Genomic DNA, 16,650 nt, shown 5'->3' with positions numbered 1-16,650 from the left:
AATCGTTAACAATAAATCAAATTTACTTTTAACGATTTTTTTAGTTAGATCAATTGAAAATAGTGCATTGCAACCGAGTACTTTTTTCAACTTCAGGCACTGAAAACTGTGACTGCAACTGAAAACTATAAATACTATATTTTCTTCACGTATTGTGTAATAATTACAATAGTTTGACCGTCTACTTTACCTTCAATGTATTCAGCATTTTCGTGGTCTAAACGGATGTTACGCACTGCAGTTCCTTGTTTAGCAACCATGCTCGATCCTTTCACTTTTAAATCTTTAATTAAAACTACAGAATCTCCAATTTCAAGAATTACGCCATTACTGTCGCGGTGAATCACCTTGTTTTCTTCCTCTTCTCCTTCACCAGTTGCTTGAGCCCAAGCCAAAGTATCTTCGTCTAAATACATTTGATCCAATAATTCTTGCGGCCACCCAGAAGAGCGTAAGCGACTTAACATTCTCCATGCAACAACTTGTACTGCTGGATTTTCATTCCACATGCTATCATTCAAACATCTCCAATGGTTTAAATCTATATTATCAGGATTTTCTATTTGATCGATACACGTACTGCAAGCCATAATACTTTCGTCGATTCCTCCTTTTTTTGTTGGTAGCACTTCATACACTTTTAGGTTTTCAGTTGCTCCACAAAGTTCACATTTAGATCCGCTGCGTTTATTTAATTCTCTTTCTATACTCATGTCTAATGGCTTTTATTTTTGGCGAAAATACGGCTAAATAGTGCTTTCCACAAATTTATATTGAAGTTAGGAAGAGGGTTGCTTTAGTATTTCTATAAATATACATCTTTCACTCTTACGGCATCGGGAACTAACATTTCGTATTGTCCGCCATTGCGAATAACGTCTCTTACAATACTGGAACTGATATAGGAAGTTCTGGCTGCAGTCAACAAAAACACGGTTTCTATTTTTGACAAACGGCGGTTGGTGTGTGCTATGGCTTTTTCGAATTCAAAATCGGCGGGATTGCGTAAGCCACGGAGAATAAAGTCCGCTTTTATTCTATGACACAAATCTATTGTCAAACCTTCGTACGTAATCACCGAAACTTTGGGTTCATTTTTGAATGTCTCTTCGATAAAGCGTTTTCTTTCCTCAAGGGAAAACATGTATTTTTTTTCGGCATTGATACCAATAGCAATTACGATTTCATCAAATAACGAAATGCTTCTTTTGATGATGTCTTCATGGCCTAAGGTAATGGGATCAAACGATCCGGGAAATATAGCTTTTTTCATTTTGCAAATATAAGTACATCAAACAGATGTTTTATTTAGGGCTAAGTTAGGTTTTTCGGACTGTATTTATAGCTTCTACCCATTCCAGTTTTTCACAAATTGTGCATTCCGCATTTCCAGGTTTATGACTTTCTGTATTTCCGCAAAAAGTGCATGAATAAATACCTTCAGAAGGGATAATTTTACTTTTTAGATCGAATAAAAATGGCAGGATTGGTAATCCTGGTGGCACTTCATTATCTTCATAATAGAAAACACTGATTTCACCGCTGGTTTCCATGAAAGCATTTTTTACCTGACCCAAATGTTCCACTGATTTCAATCGAAGTTCCGAAAAGAATTCATCTTGTGCCAGACTTTCTTTTTTAAAAGTAGCAATTGAAAATTTTCCTTCGCTGATTATACATTCCGTTTTGCCCTCTATAAACTCTTCAAACTTTTTACTTTTTCCGGTGAGCCATGTAACTAAACGGTATAAAAGAATGATGACTAAAAAGACTGTAATGGGTGGTATTATTCCAACTTCTTCATAGAACATGGGGTCTCCAGCTGCAGAACCCAACGCGATAATGATCACTGTTTCAAAAACAGACAACTGCTTCACGCCACGTTTACCGGCCACTTTTAAGGTCAGAAGTAAAACCGTAAACATTATCGTTGATCGGAAAATAACTTCTAAAAGGAAGGATTCGGGTAAATCATTGTACAATAAGCGGTTCCATTCAAATATTTCTGTCATATTGGAAATTTAGTTATTTAAAGCCAATTCTATGGCATTACTAAACAAATCTTCCAATGAAATTCCGGCAGCTTTGGCTTGTTGCGGAATTAAACTTTCGGTGGTCAGACCGGGAATAGTGTTCATTTCCAGCATGTGTGGTTCATCGTTTACAATGATAAATTCGCTACGGGAGAAGCCTTTCATTTTTAGCACTTCATAGGCACGTTTGGCTATTTCGCTTACTTTTTGTGTCATTTCATCTGAGATTCTTGCCGGCGTAATTTCCTGCGATTTACCTAGATATTTGGCTTCATAATCGAAGAAATCATTATCAGAAACTATCTCGGTTATGGGTAAAACGGTCACGGTTCCTTTGTAATTGATGACGCCAACAGAAACTTCGGTTCCATCAAGGAAACTTTCTATGATGATTTCGTTGTCTTCTTTATAAGCCACTTCGATAGCGATTGGCAATTCGGCGGCCATTTTTACTTTTGAAATTCCAAAACTGGAACCCGCTTTATTTGGTTTTACAAAACAAGGCAATCCTACTTTAGTTACAATTTCTTCGGTGTTGATGATGTCACCTTTATTTAAATAATAGGAAATAGCTGTTTTAATTCCGTATGGTTTTAATACTGACAGTAAATCGCGTTTATTGAAGGTTAATGCGGCTTGGTAATAATCACAAGATGTTTGTGGAATATTTAGCAATTCGAAATACGCCTGCATCAATCCGTCTTCGCCAGGAGTACCATGAATCGCATTAAAAACACAGTCGAAAGTAATTTTAGCTCCATCCACTGTTACTGAAAAATCATTTTTATCTATAGGGAATTCAACATTATTAACATCAACATACACCCATTTTTCTTTGAAAATATGAATTTGGAATCCGTTGAATTTATTTCTGTCCAGAAATTGATATACGACGTTTCCGCTAATGAGTGAGATTTTGTACTCGCTGGAATAGCCGCCCATGATAATAGCAATGTTTTTCATTTTATAAATTATGTGTTGTGAAAACGATTTGTTTTTAGCCCCGATAGCAGTGAAAATCCTTTTTGTCAGCCTTTTCGGCGGATAAAAAGATTGTAACGAATAGCGGGAAATAGCTCCTCCCTTCGACTAAGCTCAGGATGACGATAAGCATTAAACAAAATTATCATTTTTTTTGAAACGAAATAGCTTTATCTTTGCCGCATATAAAAATAAATTTATGAGTTTACGTAAGTATCTTACTAGCCGTGTCTTTTTTGGTCAAATATTAATTGCTATTGCTATTATTGCCGTTTTAGGTTATTTGTTTATCCATTGGTTGACTTTTACCACTGATCATGGGCATGAAATTACGGTTCCAGATTTGAGAAAATTGACTGTCGAGCAGGTGGAGGATAAGTTAAACGAGTTGGATTTAGATTATGTGCTTTTGGACAGCGTAGATTTTAGAAGTGAATTCCCTAAATTTAGTGTAGTTGAGCAAGATCCTTTGCCTGGCGAAAAAGTAAAAGTAGGTAGAAAAGTATATATTAAAATAAATGCTTCGGGGTTTTCGTCCGTGAAAATACCTGATTTAATTGAAAAAACATACCGTGAGGCGGTTCCAACGTTGAAAGCTTTGGGACTTGAAGAAGGGACGATTACTTATATTCCAAATCTTGGAAAGGATATGGTTCTGGAAATGCGTTATAAGGGAAGAAACCTAAAAGTAGGGGACAGGGTCTTGAAATCTTCTAAAATTGATTTGGTTTTAGGAGACGGAAAAGCGAGTTATGTAGATGAAAGCACAGTAGACAGTACGGCGGTACCAGTACCAGAACAAGCACCAGAAAATGAACAATAATATAGAAACAATAGATTTAGAAGAGGAGTTATTTGAACATTTTAGATTTGAAGTTCCTAAAGGCCAAGCGTCTTTAAGAATAGACAAATACTTGATGAGTCTGATACAAAATGCAACACGGAATAAAATACAGATTGCAGCAACAGAAGGGAATATTTTTGTAAACGACGTCACAGTGAGGTCGAATTACAAAGTGAAAGCAAATGATGTGGTTCGCGTCATGTTGTCGCATCCACCGTTTGAAAATCACATTATTCCCGAGAATATCCCGTTGAATATTGTTTATGAGGACGATGCGTTGTTATTGATAAACAAAGAGCCAGGAATGGTAGTTCATCCCGGTCATGGGAATTATACAGGGACTTTGGTTCATGCTTTGGCGTATCACTTTGATAATTTGCCAATGAACAGCAGCGAACGTCCAGGACTCGTTCATAGAATTGACAAAGACACTTCGGGTTTACTGGTGATTGCCAAAACCGAAGCGGCAATGACGCATCTTGCCAAACAGTTTGAAGCCAAAACCTCTGAAAGGGAATATATAGCTTTGGTTTGGGGGAACGTAATTGCTGATCAAGGTACGATTGAAGGGAATGTGGCGCGCCACGTCAAAGACCGCATGCAAATGGCAGTTTTTGCTGATCCGGAAATAGGAAAACCTGCTGTAACGCATTATAAAGTGTTGGAGCGTTTTGGTTATGTTACTTTGATTTCATGCCAACTGGAAACAGGCAGAACACACCAAATACGTGTTCACTTAAAACATATAGGGCACACTTTGTTTAATGACGAGCGTTATGGTGGTCATTTGATTTTGAAGGGAACTACGTTTACCAAATACAAACAGTTTATAGAAAATTGTTTTAAAGCGTTGCCTCGCCAAGCGTTACATGCCAAAACTTTGGGCTTTGTGCATCCAACAACGGGAGAAATGATGCGTTTTGATACAGAACTCCCTCAAGATTTTCAGGATTGTATAGAGAAATGGAGAAATTACTCGAAATCACATAGCACTGAAGAAGAAGAAAATTAAAATATATAAAGCCCCGGATTGGGGCTTTTTTTATGGAGATTCACTTTTATGTTACAGAAAACCCCAATCCTTAGCAGATGAGACTTTTACTGGAATAATTTATTTATACAGGAGCAAGGGATAGATTATTAACATTTATACTTCGGAAACTCATAGGCATAACTGTTGCCACTAAGAAAAACAATACCATGAATAATTGACTCTGGAAACATGGTTAGTTTGTTTAGGTAATAGTCATACGTTTTGTTGCAGTAATTAGTGATTACGAAAGGAGACGAGTCAGAACTAAGATAAAGGTCATCAATGTTTTGTTCATCGGAAATCAATTTTTTATTGAAAATTGAGTAATAGATTTCTTTATTTTGTTTTTTTAAATCAATTAGCTCCAAAACTGACAAGGGTAATTTTGGACTGATATGATAAAAAAATATTGATTTGGACACATCGATTATAATCCATTTTTGAAATTCTTTGCAATACACTTCATTAAAGGAATGTCCGCCTAAAACGGAAGAGTTTCCCTTTGAAATTTTCAGTCCCCATTCCTTTACTTTCAAATCATTAATGACACAAAAATTATTAAAAATCTGCGAGAAATCACTGCAAACGCCTCCTTCGCCTTTAATCATTTTTAATAGCGCATTTTCAGAAGATTTACCTAATCCGGGTCCTCCTTTTATGTGATTTCTGAGCCATTTTGCTATTTTTTTGACTTTTTCTATATCGGTTAAGTCAGTTTTTTTACGGGTGAAAATCATATTATTTAGCTGAAAATAAATAACTGGCATATCCGTTTTTTTGTTCAAGCCATTATAACAAAAACGTTCAATTTTATCGATAGAAGTCTTCTTAGAAACTAATCTAAATCTTATTTTATACAGTAAAGGATGTCTTCTTAAATACCAAAGGAAAGTTCTACTCATCTTCACTAATTTAGATAGTTAGCAAACAATTAAAATTTCAAAATTAAAAATAATTGGGATTTATTGTAAAGTGTAACTATCATGTAGTTAAGTAGGTACTATAAAAGTATAAAAAAATATTTGTAAAAAAAAACTAAATTTTAGGGAGAGGGAAATTATAAAACAGAAAAAGTCCCGAATAGGAACTTTTCTTGTTTTAGATGCTTTATTTTATTCGATTATAGAATAATTTATTTTGTTGAAATTATTTATTTTGCGGAAAATGAGATTCAAAAGTTTTAAATCTCGTGTTCAAATTTTTCAGTAAATCTTTTTTTACCGAAGCATCTTTTATGAAACTGTAATTAATGCTATTGTAAACAAATTGCTTAATATCGGCATAAGTGATGTCCTTGTATCTTTTTGCTAATAGAACATATTGCTCGGTCATATTAGTTCGCAGAATCCCTGCATCATCGGTACTGATAACTATTGGAACGCCAAATTCTTTATATAAAGTTAATGGATGGCGGTTTTCTTTGACCTTTAAAATGAACTCATTACTCACTAAATTGATCTCTACAGGGATGTCCTTTTTAGCCATATATTGCAATAAATCATATGAATTCTGTTCATAAGCCATGTCAACGCCGTGTCCTATTCTATTTGCGCCAGCAGTGTAAACAGCGGCACTAATATGCCAAGTAAGGTCTTCTGGTTGAACTAATCCTAAGGTTAGTTCCCCCGCATGCATCGAGTATTTTACATTTGGAAAACGGGAATGACAATATTTAAACATAACCATGTGCAACCAGTAATCCTTCATGGAAGTTTCGCCATCTTCGGGAGAAACGATATTTACACCAGCCATAAGAGTGCTGCTATCTGCGGAGATAAATGCAATGACCAGATTTTTGAATAAATCAACCGGTTCCATAAAACGCAATACAAAATTTTGATAACGCATCGTGAAACGGGCGTCATCAATCTTAAGCTCATTGTGCATCTTAGTAACAAAATTAGTATTGAAATCTTTGGCGTAAGCCGGAGCATCTTTTTTCAGCAAGGAATTGTACAAGGAATCTAATGAAGTTAAGATCGCCTTTTCATCTTGACGAATCGCCAATTGTCGTAATCGAGCATTAAACTTAACCAAATCATCTGTATTCATAGAACAGGGAATTGTAGATAATTGGGTTTCTATATAGCTTAGATTTTCTTTTAGGGCTCTATTTTTCAATTCCAATAATCCTTGTTCAAAATTTCCTTTGATTGCTGGCTCAAACTTCATAAAGGATTCAAAAAACAACTTGTCCGAAGGATAATTAACATGATTATAATCTTTCACGGACCATTTTTGCATTATTTTTTGTTTGTAAATATCTAATTCTCCGCGACTTTTCAATGTTGAAAATTGTTCCCAATTACCGCTTGCTGGTTTTTCTTTTTGCACCTGCATCGTTTCGGTATTGAGGTAAAAATTTTCACTAATCGCATGTGCTAGTAAAGGTTCAGCATAGATTGATCCAGAATAGTGGTGGTGCAAATCGCCTCCTTTGGGCATTTGCGAAAAGAAAGCAGTTAAAGCCGCTTCATTATCTCTAATCTTTTCAAAATAGGTATTTGTTGATTGTGAATAACCAACGTTTAACAGCATGGAAAGAAAAAAGGAGAGAAATAATTTCATAGAATATTTTTTATTGAAGTATCTGTTTTTTTAATGTTTCAAAATTTGTCTTTTAGTTTTTCTTCTAAAGTTTGTTTGAAAAAAATTAATTGGTCAAAGATGGATATTTTTGCTTGAATTTAAAAATTTAGAACATAAACTCCTATCTTTTTTAAAAATAATAAGCTATATTTTCATTGCTTCAGCAGCTAATCGTCCCGTTTTTATAGCGGCATTGATAGAGCCATTCAGCAAGTTGTCTCCAGAAATATATAATGTATCGGAGATTTTTATTTCAGAAGCAGGGATTTCATTCCGTACACTTTCCTGAGTTGGCAAAGCATATTCAATTTGGTATGCCTTAAGCATTTTCCACGAATTTACTTTTTCACCGTACCATTGTTTCAATTCTTGTTTCATGTTTTCAGCCAAAGTCACGTCATCAGCAGCTGGAATTCCATTATAGGAAACAGAAATAAGTACTTTTCCTTTTGGAGCATAAGCAGCACAAACATTGGACATCACCGTCAAATTATTCACCCATTTTTTCTGTGTTGAAGCATTTAGAACCACCACCGCTTTTTTTGTAGGCGCTTCACTTGCTTCAAAATAAATGTTAGTCACTTGATGTGATGTCATTTTTTGTTTAGGAAAGAATTTTTGGGTAAGAGCATTTGCGGTGGTAGCCAAAAGGATTTGGTTGGCTTCAAAAACGGTTCCGTCTGCCGTGGTAACTTTATTTCCATCAACGGCAGTTACTTTTGTATCACAATGAATACTCCCTTCTGGAAGCATGGCGACTAATTGTTTTGGAATTTCTTCCATTCCTAAAGCAGGAACCGCCACGTCACCATCGGAAAACATTTTCATCACAAAATCGAACATTCTTCTGGAAGTTTGCAATTCATTTTCCAAAAAAATTCCAGAAAGGAAAGGGGCATAAAAACGCTGAATCATTTTTGGACTAAAACCATAATCACCCAGCTGCTTAAGGGTAGTTTGTTCCGGTTGTTCGAAAATGGCTTCGATTGTTAATTTTTGCAATCTATTTTTTAACCAAAGGGTATTAATTTTATCTTTTAATGTGCCAACGGGAGCAAAAAGGGTGGCCAATGCCGCTGAAGGTCTTCGGAATGGATCTGCGATTTCAAAACAGCCTCCTTCATAGAGTACAGTTGCTCCGGGTAACATTTTTTTTAGTTTTAAGTCTTTATAACTGAGTAATGCTTTTGTTTCCGGATAAGCGGTCAAAAGTACTTGGAAACCTCTATCTAATAGAAACCCTTCGTAAGAATCGGTTTTTATTCTTCCTCCCGCACGGTCACTTGCTTCTAGAAGAAGTACTTTTCGCCCTTGACGGTGCAAATGAACAGCCGCAGATAATCCCGCCAGTCCCGCTCCAACAATAATTACATCCTGTTTCATGTTTTTTTGATAATGTTTTGTACAAAAATAAGCCAAATACGGTTTTCGAGTGGCTCAAATAAGGGACAATTTAAAATTTAAAATTATTTTTTTTACCATACACAACTACGTATTATTTGGGGTTCTTACCTACTAAGCCTTAATCGAGTCCTGATGAATTTTTTGATATTGAATTTAATGGTCTAAGGTAAATTTTGTGTGTCCTGCTCTAAATAATTCAAATCGGTATAAAAAGTTTCTTTTAATTTCCAAAGCGCCAATAATGCGATTATCGAAAGTATAGAACCTACAATCATTCCGGATTGAAGAATGTTTCCGTCGAAGATTTTGTTTCTGAAAAAACCATAAATTATAATAATGAGCGGAAGTGAACCTCGAACAAAATTAGGAACTGAAGTTGTTACCGTTGCACGGATGTTGGTTCCAAACTGTTCTGCAGCAATAGTTACAAATAATACCCAATAGCCCACGGAGAATCCCATAATAAAGCAAATGGTGTAGAAAGTGCTAGCTTTAATTCCAAACGCATTCAGATAAACAAAAACCATTAAGAGATTGAAAACCAAAAATAAATACATGATTTTTTTTCTACTTTTCAGCCACTGACTCAATAAACCGCTGGCAATGTCGCCAAAAACCAATCCACCGTAACACCAGGCGATAGCTTTTCCTGCAGCTATAGTTTCAAAACCCTGGACACCCAAAGCTTTGGCAAATTCAGGGGAAAAAGTAATCAATACACCAACCAAAAACCACAAAGGGATACCAATAAGAATGCATTGAATGTATTTTGAAAAACGTTGTTTATTGGTAAATAAAGACAAGAAATCCCCTTTTTTCTCCTCACTTTCTTGCACTTTTTTGAACATTCCTGATTCGGAAATGCTTATTCTTAGAAACAGTAAGAGGATTCCCAAAACTCCTCCGGCATAATAGCACAAACGCCAATCCTGAAAAATCTGATAGACTAAATAAGCGGCTACGGCACCCGAAACACCTACCGAAGCGACAATCATGGTTCCATAACCTCGTTTTTCTTTGGGTAAGGATTCAGTAACAAGGGTAATTCCTGCGCCTAATTCTCCTGCAAGTCCTATTCCTGCAATCAATCTCCAAAAAGCATAACCATCCACTGTAGTTACCATTCCGTTCGCAATATTGGCCACAGAATAAATCAAAATAGACCCAAATAAAACAGAAATCCTGCCTTTTTTGTCACCCAAAATTCCCCACAGAATACCGCCAAAAAGCATTCCAAACATTTGCATACTTATTAGATATTCTCCTTGATTCCTGATGGCATCGCCCGTGATTCCTAAGTCTTTTAAACTATCGGTACGTACAATTCCAAAAAGTAGTAAATCATAAATGTCTACAAAATAGCCAAGCGCAGCCACAATTACTGCCGCATTAAGAATAGAAACCGATTTTTTTATGTCCAGAGAATTATTATTCATTATGATTTTTTGTGTATTTCCAATTTCATTAGTAAATCGGTTTGTTTATCGTCGCCAAGAATAAAAACATGAGTATCAAATTTGAAAAAACCATTTTTTGTATAAAAGCGTAATGCTCTATGATTTTCTTCCCAGACTCCAAGCCAAATATAATCTACCGCACTTTGTTGCGCAATTTCGATTACTTTGTCCAGCAATAATTGGCCTACTTTTTTTCCGTGAAAAGATTGCGAGACATAGATTCGATGAATTTCTAAAGCATGATCGCTTATGGCTTCAGTTTGGGCCTTGCCAGAATTTATTTTTAAATATCCAATAGGTTCTGAATCCGAATAAGCAATAAAAAACTGGGAATTTGGATTGTTTAGTTCCGAAGTTAAATGTACCTCGCTAAAACTTTCCTTATTATAATTTTCAATATTTTCGGGCGTGTTCACTTCTGCAAAAGTTTCAGAAAAGGTTTGTATGCTTATTATTTGCAATGCTTTAAGGTCAGATATTGACGCTTTTTTAATTTCAATTTTGGACATAATAGAATAATGGTAGTATGGTTTGATTCAATCAAAAATAGTAAAAATATAGTTGTAACGATTTTTATTATCTATTGTATCATTAAACAAAACAATTCAGAGGCACTCATTTCTTACTTTCAATTTGTACTTTTGAATCTATTATTAAAATGAACTGAAACAGCCTCTGCAAATGAAAATTGTTATATCGCCAGCCAAATCTTTAAACTTTGAAAAAGAGTTACCAACAGCACTGCATACAGCGCCTTCCTTCCTAAAAGAAGCGCGACAAGTTCATACCGTTTTAAAACAAAAATCGCCTGCAGCATTATCTAATTTGATGGATATTTCGGATAAATTATCCGATTTGAATTGGCAACGCAACCAAAAATGGAAAACGCCTTTCACTACAGAAAATGCCCGTCCCGCCATTTTTACTTTTGATGGTGATGTATATACTGGATTAGACGCTTATTCAATTCCAATCGAAAAATTAGAAACTTTACAAGACAGTTTGAGAATAATATCAGGATTGTATGGATTACTGAAACCATTGGATTTGATGCAAGCGTACCGACTGGAAATGGGAACAAAACTTCCTATTGGCGAAAGCAAAAATCTCTACGAATTTTGGAAAACAACCGTTACAAAAGCATTAAATAAAGAACTCAAAAAAGATGAATTGTTCATCAATCTGGCCAGTAATGAGTATTTTTCGGCAATCGATGTCAAAGCTTTGAAAGTCCCGGTAATCACCCCGGATTTTAAAGATTATAAAGATGGAAAATTAAAAATGATTAGCTTTTTTGCCAAGAAGGCAAGGGGAATGATGGTGCGTTACATTATTGATACCAATGCCAAGACTATTGATGACTTGAAAGGTTTCAATTACGACGGATATCAATTTGATGCCAATTTATCAAAAGGAAATCATTTGGTTTTCACGAGATAGTAGCATTAAACTAAAAATAAAAACGCCGAATTCAAAAAGAGTTCGGCGTTTTTTATTTTTTGAAATCAAATCCATTAATGCATGGCATCGGCAGGATTAATTTTGTTTTTTCCTTTTTTAATCAAAAATATAATAGGAATACAACATAGAAACATAATTCCCAGATAAAGGAAAATGTCCATATATGATAAAACGGTACTTTGTTTCATGATAGAATAATCAATGGCCTGATAGGCTTTTTTCAAGGCTGCATTACTGCTAAATCCTTTGGACATGAAACCTTTTTGTAATAGAGCTATACGTTGTTGCACTTCAAATTTACTTCCGTCTAAATGCGCAACTAAGTCAACGCGATGTTTTTGACTAAATCGCGTGATAAAAGTGGTGATAATTGCAATACCAAATGAACCACCTAATTGTCTCATCATTCCAGTAAAAGCAGCACCTTCCCCAATATGTTTTCCCTTTAAAGTAGAAAGCGATAAAGTCGTTATAGGAACAAAAAGTAATCCTAATCCAATTCCTCTTAATATTAATGGCCAAAATAGATGTTCGGCACCAGTATCAGGTGTCATTCTATTGTGCATCATGAAAGTAAAGAAAAAGAAAACTAAAAATCCAACACCAACCATATAGCCCTGAGGAATGCCTCTTTGAATTAATTTTCCAATAATTGGCATCATAAAAGCAGTGGTAATTGACCCTGGAATAAGTAATAAACCAGCATCCGTTGCCGTCCAACCTAAAATCGATTGTGTGTAAATTGGAATAATTAACGTAGACCCATAAAGACCAAATCCAAGGATAAAACACATTAAAACACCAATTCTAAGATTTCCGTCTTTTAAAACACTTAAGTTTACAATAGGATGTTTGTATGTGAGTTCTCGCCATATAAATAATATTAATCCAAATAATGATACGGTACTTAAGGTTACAATTGTTGTATTGTTGAACCAATCATCTTGTTGCCCGTGTTCTAAAACAAATTGTAAAGAGCCAATAAATGCTGTCAAAAGAAAAATCCCCCACCAATCGACTTGACTGGCTTTAAGTTTCTCTCCGTATTTTGGACTTCGTACAAAACTGAAAGCCAAAATAGTGGCAATAATACCAAGAGGAATATTAATATAAAAAATATAGGGCCAGGAAAAATGATCTACTAAATAGCCTCCTAATGGCGGACCTAAAGTAGGGCCTACAATTACACCCATACCATAAATTGCCTGCGCCATTCCTCGCTTAGCGATAGGATAACTCTCGGTTATAATAGTTTGTGCGGTGACTAATAAAGCGCCACCACCAAGTCCCTGAATAAATCGAAAAACAATGAGTTCCCAAATATTATCAGAGTTCCCGCACATGAAAGAGGCGACGGTAAAAATGATAATGGAAACCACGAAATAATTACGTCGCCCAAATTGTTGTGATAACCAACTCGTCATTGGTATAACAATTACATTGGCTATCGCATAAGCAGTGATCACCCAAGCAACATCATTTAATGTAGCGCCTAGACTTCCTCTCATATTGGTCAAAGCCACATTTACAATAGTTGTATCTACGATTTCCAGCAAAGCACAAAGTACTGCCGTTATCGTAATAATAACTCGTCTATAGCCGTATTCTACTAAATCATCTTCTGATTGTACCATTTAAAAGGATTTTAGATTTTTGATCAACGATTGCTTCGCCAGTTCGCAAAAGCTTGGGTTTAGAATGTAGATTTAATGAAATGACTAACGATTTTTAAATCAAAAATCGTTAATCTTCAATCTCCGATCTTCAATCATTATTTTAAGTGTACATCAACATCAACATTCATTCCTGGTCGTAATAATTTAATTTTTTCGACATCATTTGACGCGTTTAAGTTTATTTTTACCGGCAAGCGTTGAATAGTTTTTACAAAATTACCTGTTGCATTATCTGGAGGTAAAATAGAGAAACGGGACCCAGTCGCTGGTGAAAATGAGGTAACCGTCCCTTCAAAATTATAGTCTGGATAAGCATCTACATTTACTGTTACTTTCTGACCGATAACCATTTTATTCAATTGAGTTTCCTTGAAATTGGCAATTACCCAAGCAACTTTATTGTTGATAATATAAAATAATGATTGCCCCGGTTGAACCAATTGTCCCGGTTGGATATCAACTTTAGAAACCTGACCATCGATGGCTGCTGTAATTGCGGTATACGTTAAATTCAATTCTGCAGCGTCAAGCATCGCTTTTGCTCTTTTTATATTTGCGCCAGCAACCTCAGTTTGCTTACTGGAAACTTTAGATTTAGCAACAACAACTGACTTTTGAAAAGCACTGGCTCTTTGTTGCTGTTCTAAAATTTGGACTTGATTCTCTGCTTCTTGTTTTGCGGCTAAGGATTGCTCGTACTGTTGCTTGGTAATTGAATGATTTTTATACAAATTATTGTATCGAATGTAATCGCTGTTTGCTCTTCCCAATCTAATTTTTGCAGTTTCAATATTTCCACCGGCAGATAATACATTGGCATCTGAAACAGAAATATTAGCCAAAGCGCTTCCTATATCCGCTTTAGAAACTTCATAATTCCCTTCGGCAGCAAGTAATCCAGCTTTTGCATCTTCAATTTTTAATTGGTAATCGCGCTGATCAATTGTAAATAAAGTATCACCTTTTTTTACAAATTCATTATCTTTTATATACACTTTATCCACATACCCGGAAACTTTAGGGATTATAGGGTTCATGTTTTTTTCTATTTGAGCATCGTCAGTTTCTTCATGAACCAGTGAATGCATGTATTTATAAACTCCGTAAGTTCCACCTAATACTACCAAAACCACTAGGATAATAATAAATTTTGTATTTGTTTTTTTCTTTTCCATGTAGATTGATTATATTTTTGAAAGATTGAAAGATTGAGATAATTGTCCGGTAACTGAAAGCAATTCGTAATATTTTTGAATAATATTTGCTTTTGCTAATGCTTTATTAATTTTTGAACCCAGTTGTTCTACATCAGCTTCGAGTAAATCATTGGAGTCCGAAAGACCGTTGTCATACTTGTCTTTTATGATTCTATAATTTTCTGATGATTGTTCCACCGCTTGTGCATAAACAATATTTTGTTTCAGTGCTAAATCGTAGTCTTCGATTGCATTTTGAACTTCCAATTTGATATAATCGGTAAGTATCGCTTCAGAATTTTGTACTTCAATTGCTTTGCTTTCCGCTATTTTTACCATAGTTCCATTTTTTAGAATGGAGCTTATATCATAAGAAACACCCACACCAATATTCATTGCATTTTTAACAGTTACTACATTTTTTAGGTCTAATGCGGTATAACCACAAATGAATGCAATTGACGGATAATAGGCGCTTTTTGCAATTTTAATGTTAGCCTGACTTGCTTTTTCTTGAAAACGGACCGCTTCAAGATCTTTACGATTTTGCAGTGCAGGTTCATCATTCGTTGGAACATTATCCATCTGAAAGTTGGCAAAATCACTTTCTTTAATTTCCAGTTTTGTTTTAGCAGGCAATTTTAATAACGTCACTAAATAAAAATTCACAATATTTAAATTCTTCGTTGCTTCATCTACGGACAACTGAATTTTTGACACTTGCAATTGTGACTTTAATAAATCATTTCGGGGGATAATTCCGTTTTTTTCTAAATCACTAAAATCGGTTGCGCGTTGTTGTGCGCTCTTCTGATTTTCTTTTAGCAGCTCAATCGTTCTTTGTGCTTTGTATAAATCAGCATAATGACTGACTACTTTCATCGCTATTTCTTGCTTTGTTTGAGAAGCGGTAGCTGCTTCTGCCTGGTACAAATTTTCGTAAGCTTTTATGCTATTTTGGATTTTAAATCCTGCAAAAACCGGCACGGACGCATTGATTTGTCCTAGTATCAATTGATCTACAATAGGAGGAGGAGTAGATGTGGCTCTTTTATTGATTTTCAAATCAATGGAAGCTTTTGTCAATCTTTGGTATTGTCCCGAAACTTTCAAATCAGGATATTGACTGTTTTTTGTGGATTGTAATTCGTATTTTTTAGTGGCTACTTTAGCATTGGCTAAACTCACTTCATTACTGTTTTTCCAAGCCATACTGATGGCTTCATCGAGTTTTAAACTCTTTTTTTCCTGTGCTTCTACAGCCGAAATCCCCATAAAGAAAATCCCGAAGAGCATTAATTGACTAACTTTCATATATCAGAAGTGCTTTAATAATTTGTTGGATGTGATTTGTCAAAATAGTTTTTATGTAATTGTTATATAAATCTTCGGTTTTCAAATTTAATAAATTTTCGAAGAATGGTCTGTTCATGTGAAAATGAAAAAAAGTCCCAAGAATGGTGGGAGTTATAAGCGGAATAACAATGTCTTTTCTGAAAACACCTTTGGCTTGACCCTCTAGAATAATGGCTTCTAATGAATTCAGATTTCCTTTTTTTAATTCAGAGAAAACCAGAAGATCACCATCTCTTTTTTTAGCTGTAAATTCAAAGTGGATAATTCTGTAAATACCTTTGTTAGTATTGATTCGATTGATATATAAATTAATTAGTTTGTTGATTTTCTCCAGCGGTTCAAGATTTTCTTTTACGAGATTGTCCAATTGCGATTTTAAGTCGGAAGTCCGGTATATTATCAAAGCTTCAAGCAAACGTTCTTTGGAACCAAAATAATAAGAAACCATCGCAATATTTATCTTGGCTTCTTTGGCAATATTCCTAATTGAAGTCCCATCAAATCCCTTATCGGCAAATAGCGTTTCTGCTACTACTAGAATTTGAATTTGTTTGTCGTTAAAATTATCTTCCAGTACCATCGTTTAAAAATATGACACAAAATTAAACAACTGTTTAATT

Annotated in this window: 16 protein-coding genes; 3 read left to right on the top strand and 13 right to left on the bottom strand. The window is 35.0% G+C overall.

Annotation, left to right across the window (positions count from 1 at the left end; translation table 11 throughout):
- Nucleotides 1–134: 134 nt before the first annotated feature.
- The 4 genes from IWX84_RS09490 to IWX84_RS09475 form a co-directional block, all read right to left on the bottom strand.
- Entirely contained in the window at nucleotides 135–713 is a 579-nt protein-coding gene (locus IWX84_RS09490; protein WP_196850505.1) for a PhnA domain-containing protein, read from the bottom strand.
- Nucleotides 714–805: 92 nt separating this feature from the next.
- Nucleotides 806–1,273, bottom strand: coding sequence for a pantetheine-phosphate adenylyltransferase (coaD, locus tag IWX84_RS09485; protein WP_196850504.1), 468 nt, complete (start codon nucleotides 1,271–1,273; stop codon nucleotides 806–808).
- A gap of 46 nt (nucleotides 1,274–1,319) precedes the next feature.
- Complete coding sequence (locus IWX84_RS09480) at nucleotides 1,320–2,012, bottom strand: DUF421 domain-containing protein (RefSeq protein ID WP_196850503.1); 693 nt, start codon at nucleotides 2,010–2,012, stop codon at nucleotides 1,320–1,322.
- A gap of 9 nt (nucleotides 2,013–2,021) precedes the next feature.
- The gene (locus tag IWX84_RS09475) at nucleotides 2,022–2,996 is read right to left on the bottom strand and encodes a D-alanine--D-alanine ligase (protein WP_196850502.1); all 975 of its coding nucleotides are present in this window, start codon (nucleotides 2,994–2,996) and stop codon (nucleotides 2,022–2,024) included.
- Nucleotides 2,997–3,213: 217 nt separating this feature from the next.
- Here IWX84_RS09475 and IWX84_RS09470 point away from each other — a divergent pair, with 217 nt between their 5' ends.
- Nucleotides 3,214–3,837 (top strand): PASTA domain-containing protein, encoded by a 624-nt coding sequence (locus IWX84_RS09470; RefSeq protein WP_196850501.1) that lies wholly within the window; start codon nucleotides 3,214–3,216, stop codon nucleotides 3,835–3,837.
- Entirely contained in the window at nucleotides 3,827–4,870 is a 1,044-nt protein-coding gene (locus IWX84_RS09465; RefSeq protein WP_196850500.1) for an RluA family pseudouridine synthase, read from the top strand. Before IWX84_RS09470 ends, IWX84_RS09465 begins: the two co-directional genes overlap by 11 nt.
- 128 nt (nucleotides 4,871–4,998) lie before the next feature.
- Here the strand turns inward: IWX84_RS09465 and IWX84_RS09460 are convergent, their stop codons facing one another.
- The 5 genes from IWX84_RS09460 to IWX84_RS09440 form a co-directional block, all read right to left on the bottom strand.
- A complete protein-coding gene (locus IWX84_RS09460) occupies nucleotides 4,999–5,793 on the bottom strand; it encodes a transglutaminase domain-containing protein (protein ID WP_196850499.1) in 795 nt (264 codons plus the stop codon).
- 244 nt (nucleotides 5,794–6,037) lie between these two features.
- Nucleotides 6,038–7,459: an adenosine deaminase gene (locus tag IWX84_RS09455; protein ID WP_196850498.1), complete on the bottom strand. Its 1,422-nt coding sequence runs from the start codon at nucleotides 7,457–7,459 to the stop codon at nucleotides 6,038–6,040.
- 165 nt (nucleotides 7,460–7,624) lie between these two features.
- Nucleotides 7,625–8,899: an NAD(P)/FAD-dependent oxidoreductase gene (locus IWX84_RS09450; RefSeq protein ID WP_255549320.1), complete on the bottom strand. Its 1,275-nt coding sequence runs from the start codon at nucleotides 8,897–8,899 to the stop codon at nucleotides 7,625–7,627.
- 146 nt (nucleotides 8,900–9,045) lie between these two features.
- Nucleotides 9,046–10,320: an MFS transporter gene (locus IWX84_RS09445; protein WP_196850496.1), complete on the bottom strand. Its 1,275-nt coding sequence runs from the start codon at nucleotides 10,318–10,320 to the stop codon at nucleotides 9,046–9,048.
- Nucleotides 10,320–10,850 (bottom strand): GNAT family N-acetyltransferase, encoded by a 531-nt coding sequence (locus tag IWX84_RS09440; protein ID WP_196850495.1) that lies wholly within the window; start codon nucleotides 10,848–10,850, stop codon nucleotides 10,320–10,322. The genes IWX84_RS09445 and IWX84_RS09440 overlap by 1 nt, the downstream gene beginning before the upstream one ends.
- Before the next feature lie 172 nt (nucleotides 10,851–11,022).
- Here IWX84_RS09440 and yaaA point away from each other — a divergent pair, with 172 nt between their 5' ends.
- The gene (yaaA, locus tag IWX84_RS09435) at nucleotides 11,023–11,781 is read left to right on the top strand and encodes a peroxide stress protein YaaA (protein ID WP_196850494.1); all 759 of its coding nucleotides are present in this window, start codon (nucleotides 11,023–11,025) and stop codon (nucleotides 11,779–11,781) included.
- Between the two features lie 74 nt (nucleotides 11,782–11,855).
- Here yaaA and IWX84_RS09430 read toward each other — a convergent pair whose 3' ends face one another.
- From IWX84_RS09430 to IWX84_RS09415, 4 genes are all read right to left on the bottom strand, one after another.
- Complete coding sequence (locus tag IWX84_RS09430) at nucleotides 11,856–13,436, bottom strand: MDR family MFS transporter (RefSeq protein WP_196850493.1); 1,581 nt, start codon at nucleotides 13,434–13,436, stop codon at nucleotides 11,856–11,858.
- A 137-nt stretch (nucleotides 13,437–13,573) separates the two neighbouring features.
- On the bottom strand, nucleotides 13,574–14,653 hold the full coding sequence (locus IWX84_RS09425) for an HlyD family secretion protein (RefSeq protein WP_196850492.1): 1,080 nt from the start codon (nucleotides 14,651–14,653) through the stop codon (nucleotides 13,574–13,576).
- Nucleotides 14,654–14,662: 9 nt separating this feature from the next.
- On the bottom strand, nucleotides 14,663–15,988 hold the full coding sequence (locus tag IWX84_RS09420; protein WP_196850491.1) for a TolC family protein: 1,326 nt from the start codon (nucleotides 15,986–15,988) through the stop codon (nucleotides 14,663–14,665).
- The gene (locus IWX84_RS09415) at nucleotides 15,978–16,610 is read right to left on the bottom strand and encodes a TetR/AcrR family transcriptional regulator (RefSeq protein ID WP_196850490.1); all 633 of its coding nucleotides are present in this window, start codon (nucleotides 16,608–16,610) and stop codon (nucleotides 15,978–15,980) included. The genes IWX84_RS09420 and IWX84_RS09415 overlap by 11 nt, the downstream gene beginning before the upstream one ends.
- Between the last annotated feature and the right edge of the window lie 40 nt (nucleotides 16,611–16,650).

It is taken from the genome of Flavobacterium sp. CG_9.10 (genome assembly GCF_015752245.1).
Classification (GTDB): Bacteria; Bacteroidota; Bacteroidia; order Flavobacteriales; family Flavobacteriaceae; genus Flavobacterium.
The sequence above is the reverse complement of the archived record's forward strand: the minus strand, read 5'-3'. Positions and strand labels throughout refer to the sequence as shown.

What these genes read in the sequence shown, in the direction of transcription:
- IWX84_RS09465 (WP_196850500.1), top strand. Translation starts at nt 3,827, where the DNA reads ATGAACAATAATATAGAAACAATAGATTTAGAAGAGGAGTTATTTGAA.
- IWX84_RS09455 (WP_196850498.1), bottom strand. Translation starts at nt 7,459, where the DNA reads ATGAAATTATTTCTCTCCTTTTTTCTTTCCATGCTGTTAAACGTTGGT.
- IWX84_RS09480 (WP_196850503.1), bottom strand. Translation starts at nt 2,012, where the DNA reads ATGACAGAAATATTTGAATGGAACCGCTTATTGTACAATGATTTACCC.
- IWX84_RS09445 (WP_196850496.1), bottom strand. Translation starts at nt 10,320, where the DNA reads ATGAATAATAATTCTCTGGACATAAAAAAATCGGTTTCTATTCTTAAT.
- coaD (WP_196850504.1), bottom strand. Translation starts at nt 1,273, where the DNA reads ATGAAAAAAGCTATATTTCCCGGATCGTTTGATCCCATTACCTTAGGC.
- IWX84_RS09460 (WP_196850499.1), bottom strand. Translation starts at nt 5,793, where the DNA reads ATGAGTAGAACTTTCCTTTGGTATTTAAGAAGACATCCTTTACTGTAT.
- IWX84_RS09475 (WP_196850502.1), bottom strand. Translation starts at nt 2,996, where the DNA reads ATGAAAAACATTGCTATTATCATGGGCGGCTATTCCAGCGAGTACAAA.
- IWX84_RS09440 (WP_196850495.1), bottom strand. Translation starts at nt 10,850, where the DNA reads ATGTCCAAAATTGAAATTAAAAAAGCGTCAATATCTGACCTTAAAGCA.
- IWX84_RS09430 (WP_196850493.1), bottom strand. Translation starts at nt 13,436, where the DNA reads ATGGTACAATCAGAAGATGATTTAGTAGAATACGGCTATAGACGAGTT.
- IWX84_RS09470 (WP_196850501.1), top strand. Translation starts at nt 3,214, where the DNA reads ATGAGTTTACGTAAGTATCTTACTAGCCGTGTCTTTTTTGGTCAAATA.
- IWX84_RS09490 (WP_196850505.1), bottom strand. Translation starts at nt 713, where the DNA reads ATGAGTATAGAAAGAGAATTAAATAAACGCAGCGGATCTAAATGTGAA.
- IWX84_RS09415 (WP_196850490.1), bottom strand. Translation starts at nt 16,610, where the DNA reads ATGGTACTGGAAGATAATTTTAACGACAAACAAATTCAAATTCTAGTA.
- IWX84_RS09420 (WP_196850491.1), bottom strand. Translation starts at nt 15,988, where the DNA reads ATGAAAGTTAGTCAATTAATGCTCTTCGGGATTTTCTTTATGGGGATT.
- yaaA (WP_196850494.1), top strand. Translation starts at nt 11,023, where the DNA reads ATGAAAATTGTTATATCGCCAGCCAAATCTTTAAACTTTGAAAAAGAG.
- IWX84_RS09425 (WP_196850492.1), bottom strand. Translation starts at nt 14,653, where the DNA reads ATGGAAAAGAAAAAAACAAATACAAAATTTATTATTATCCTAGTGGTT.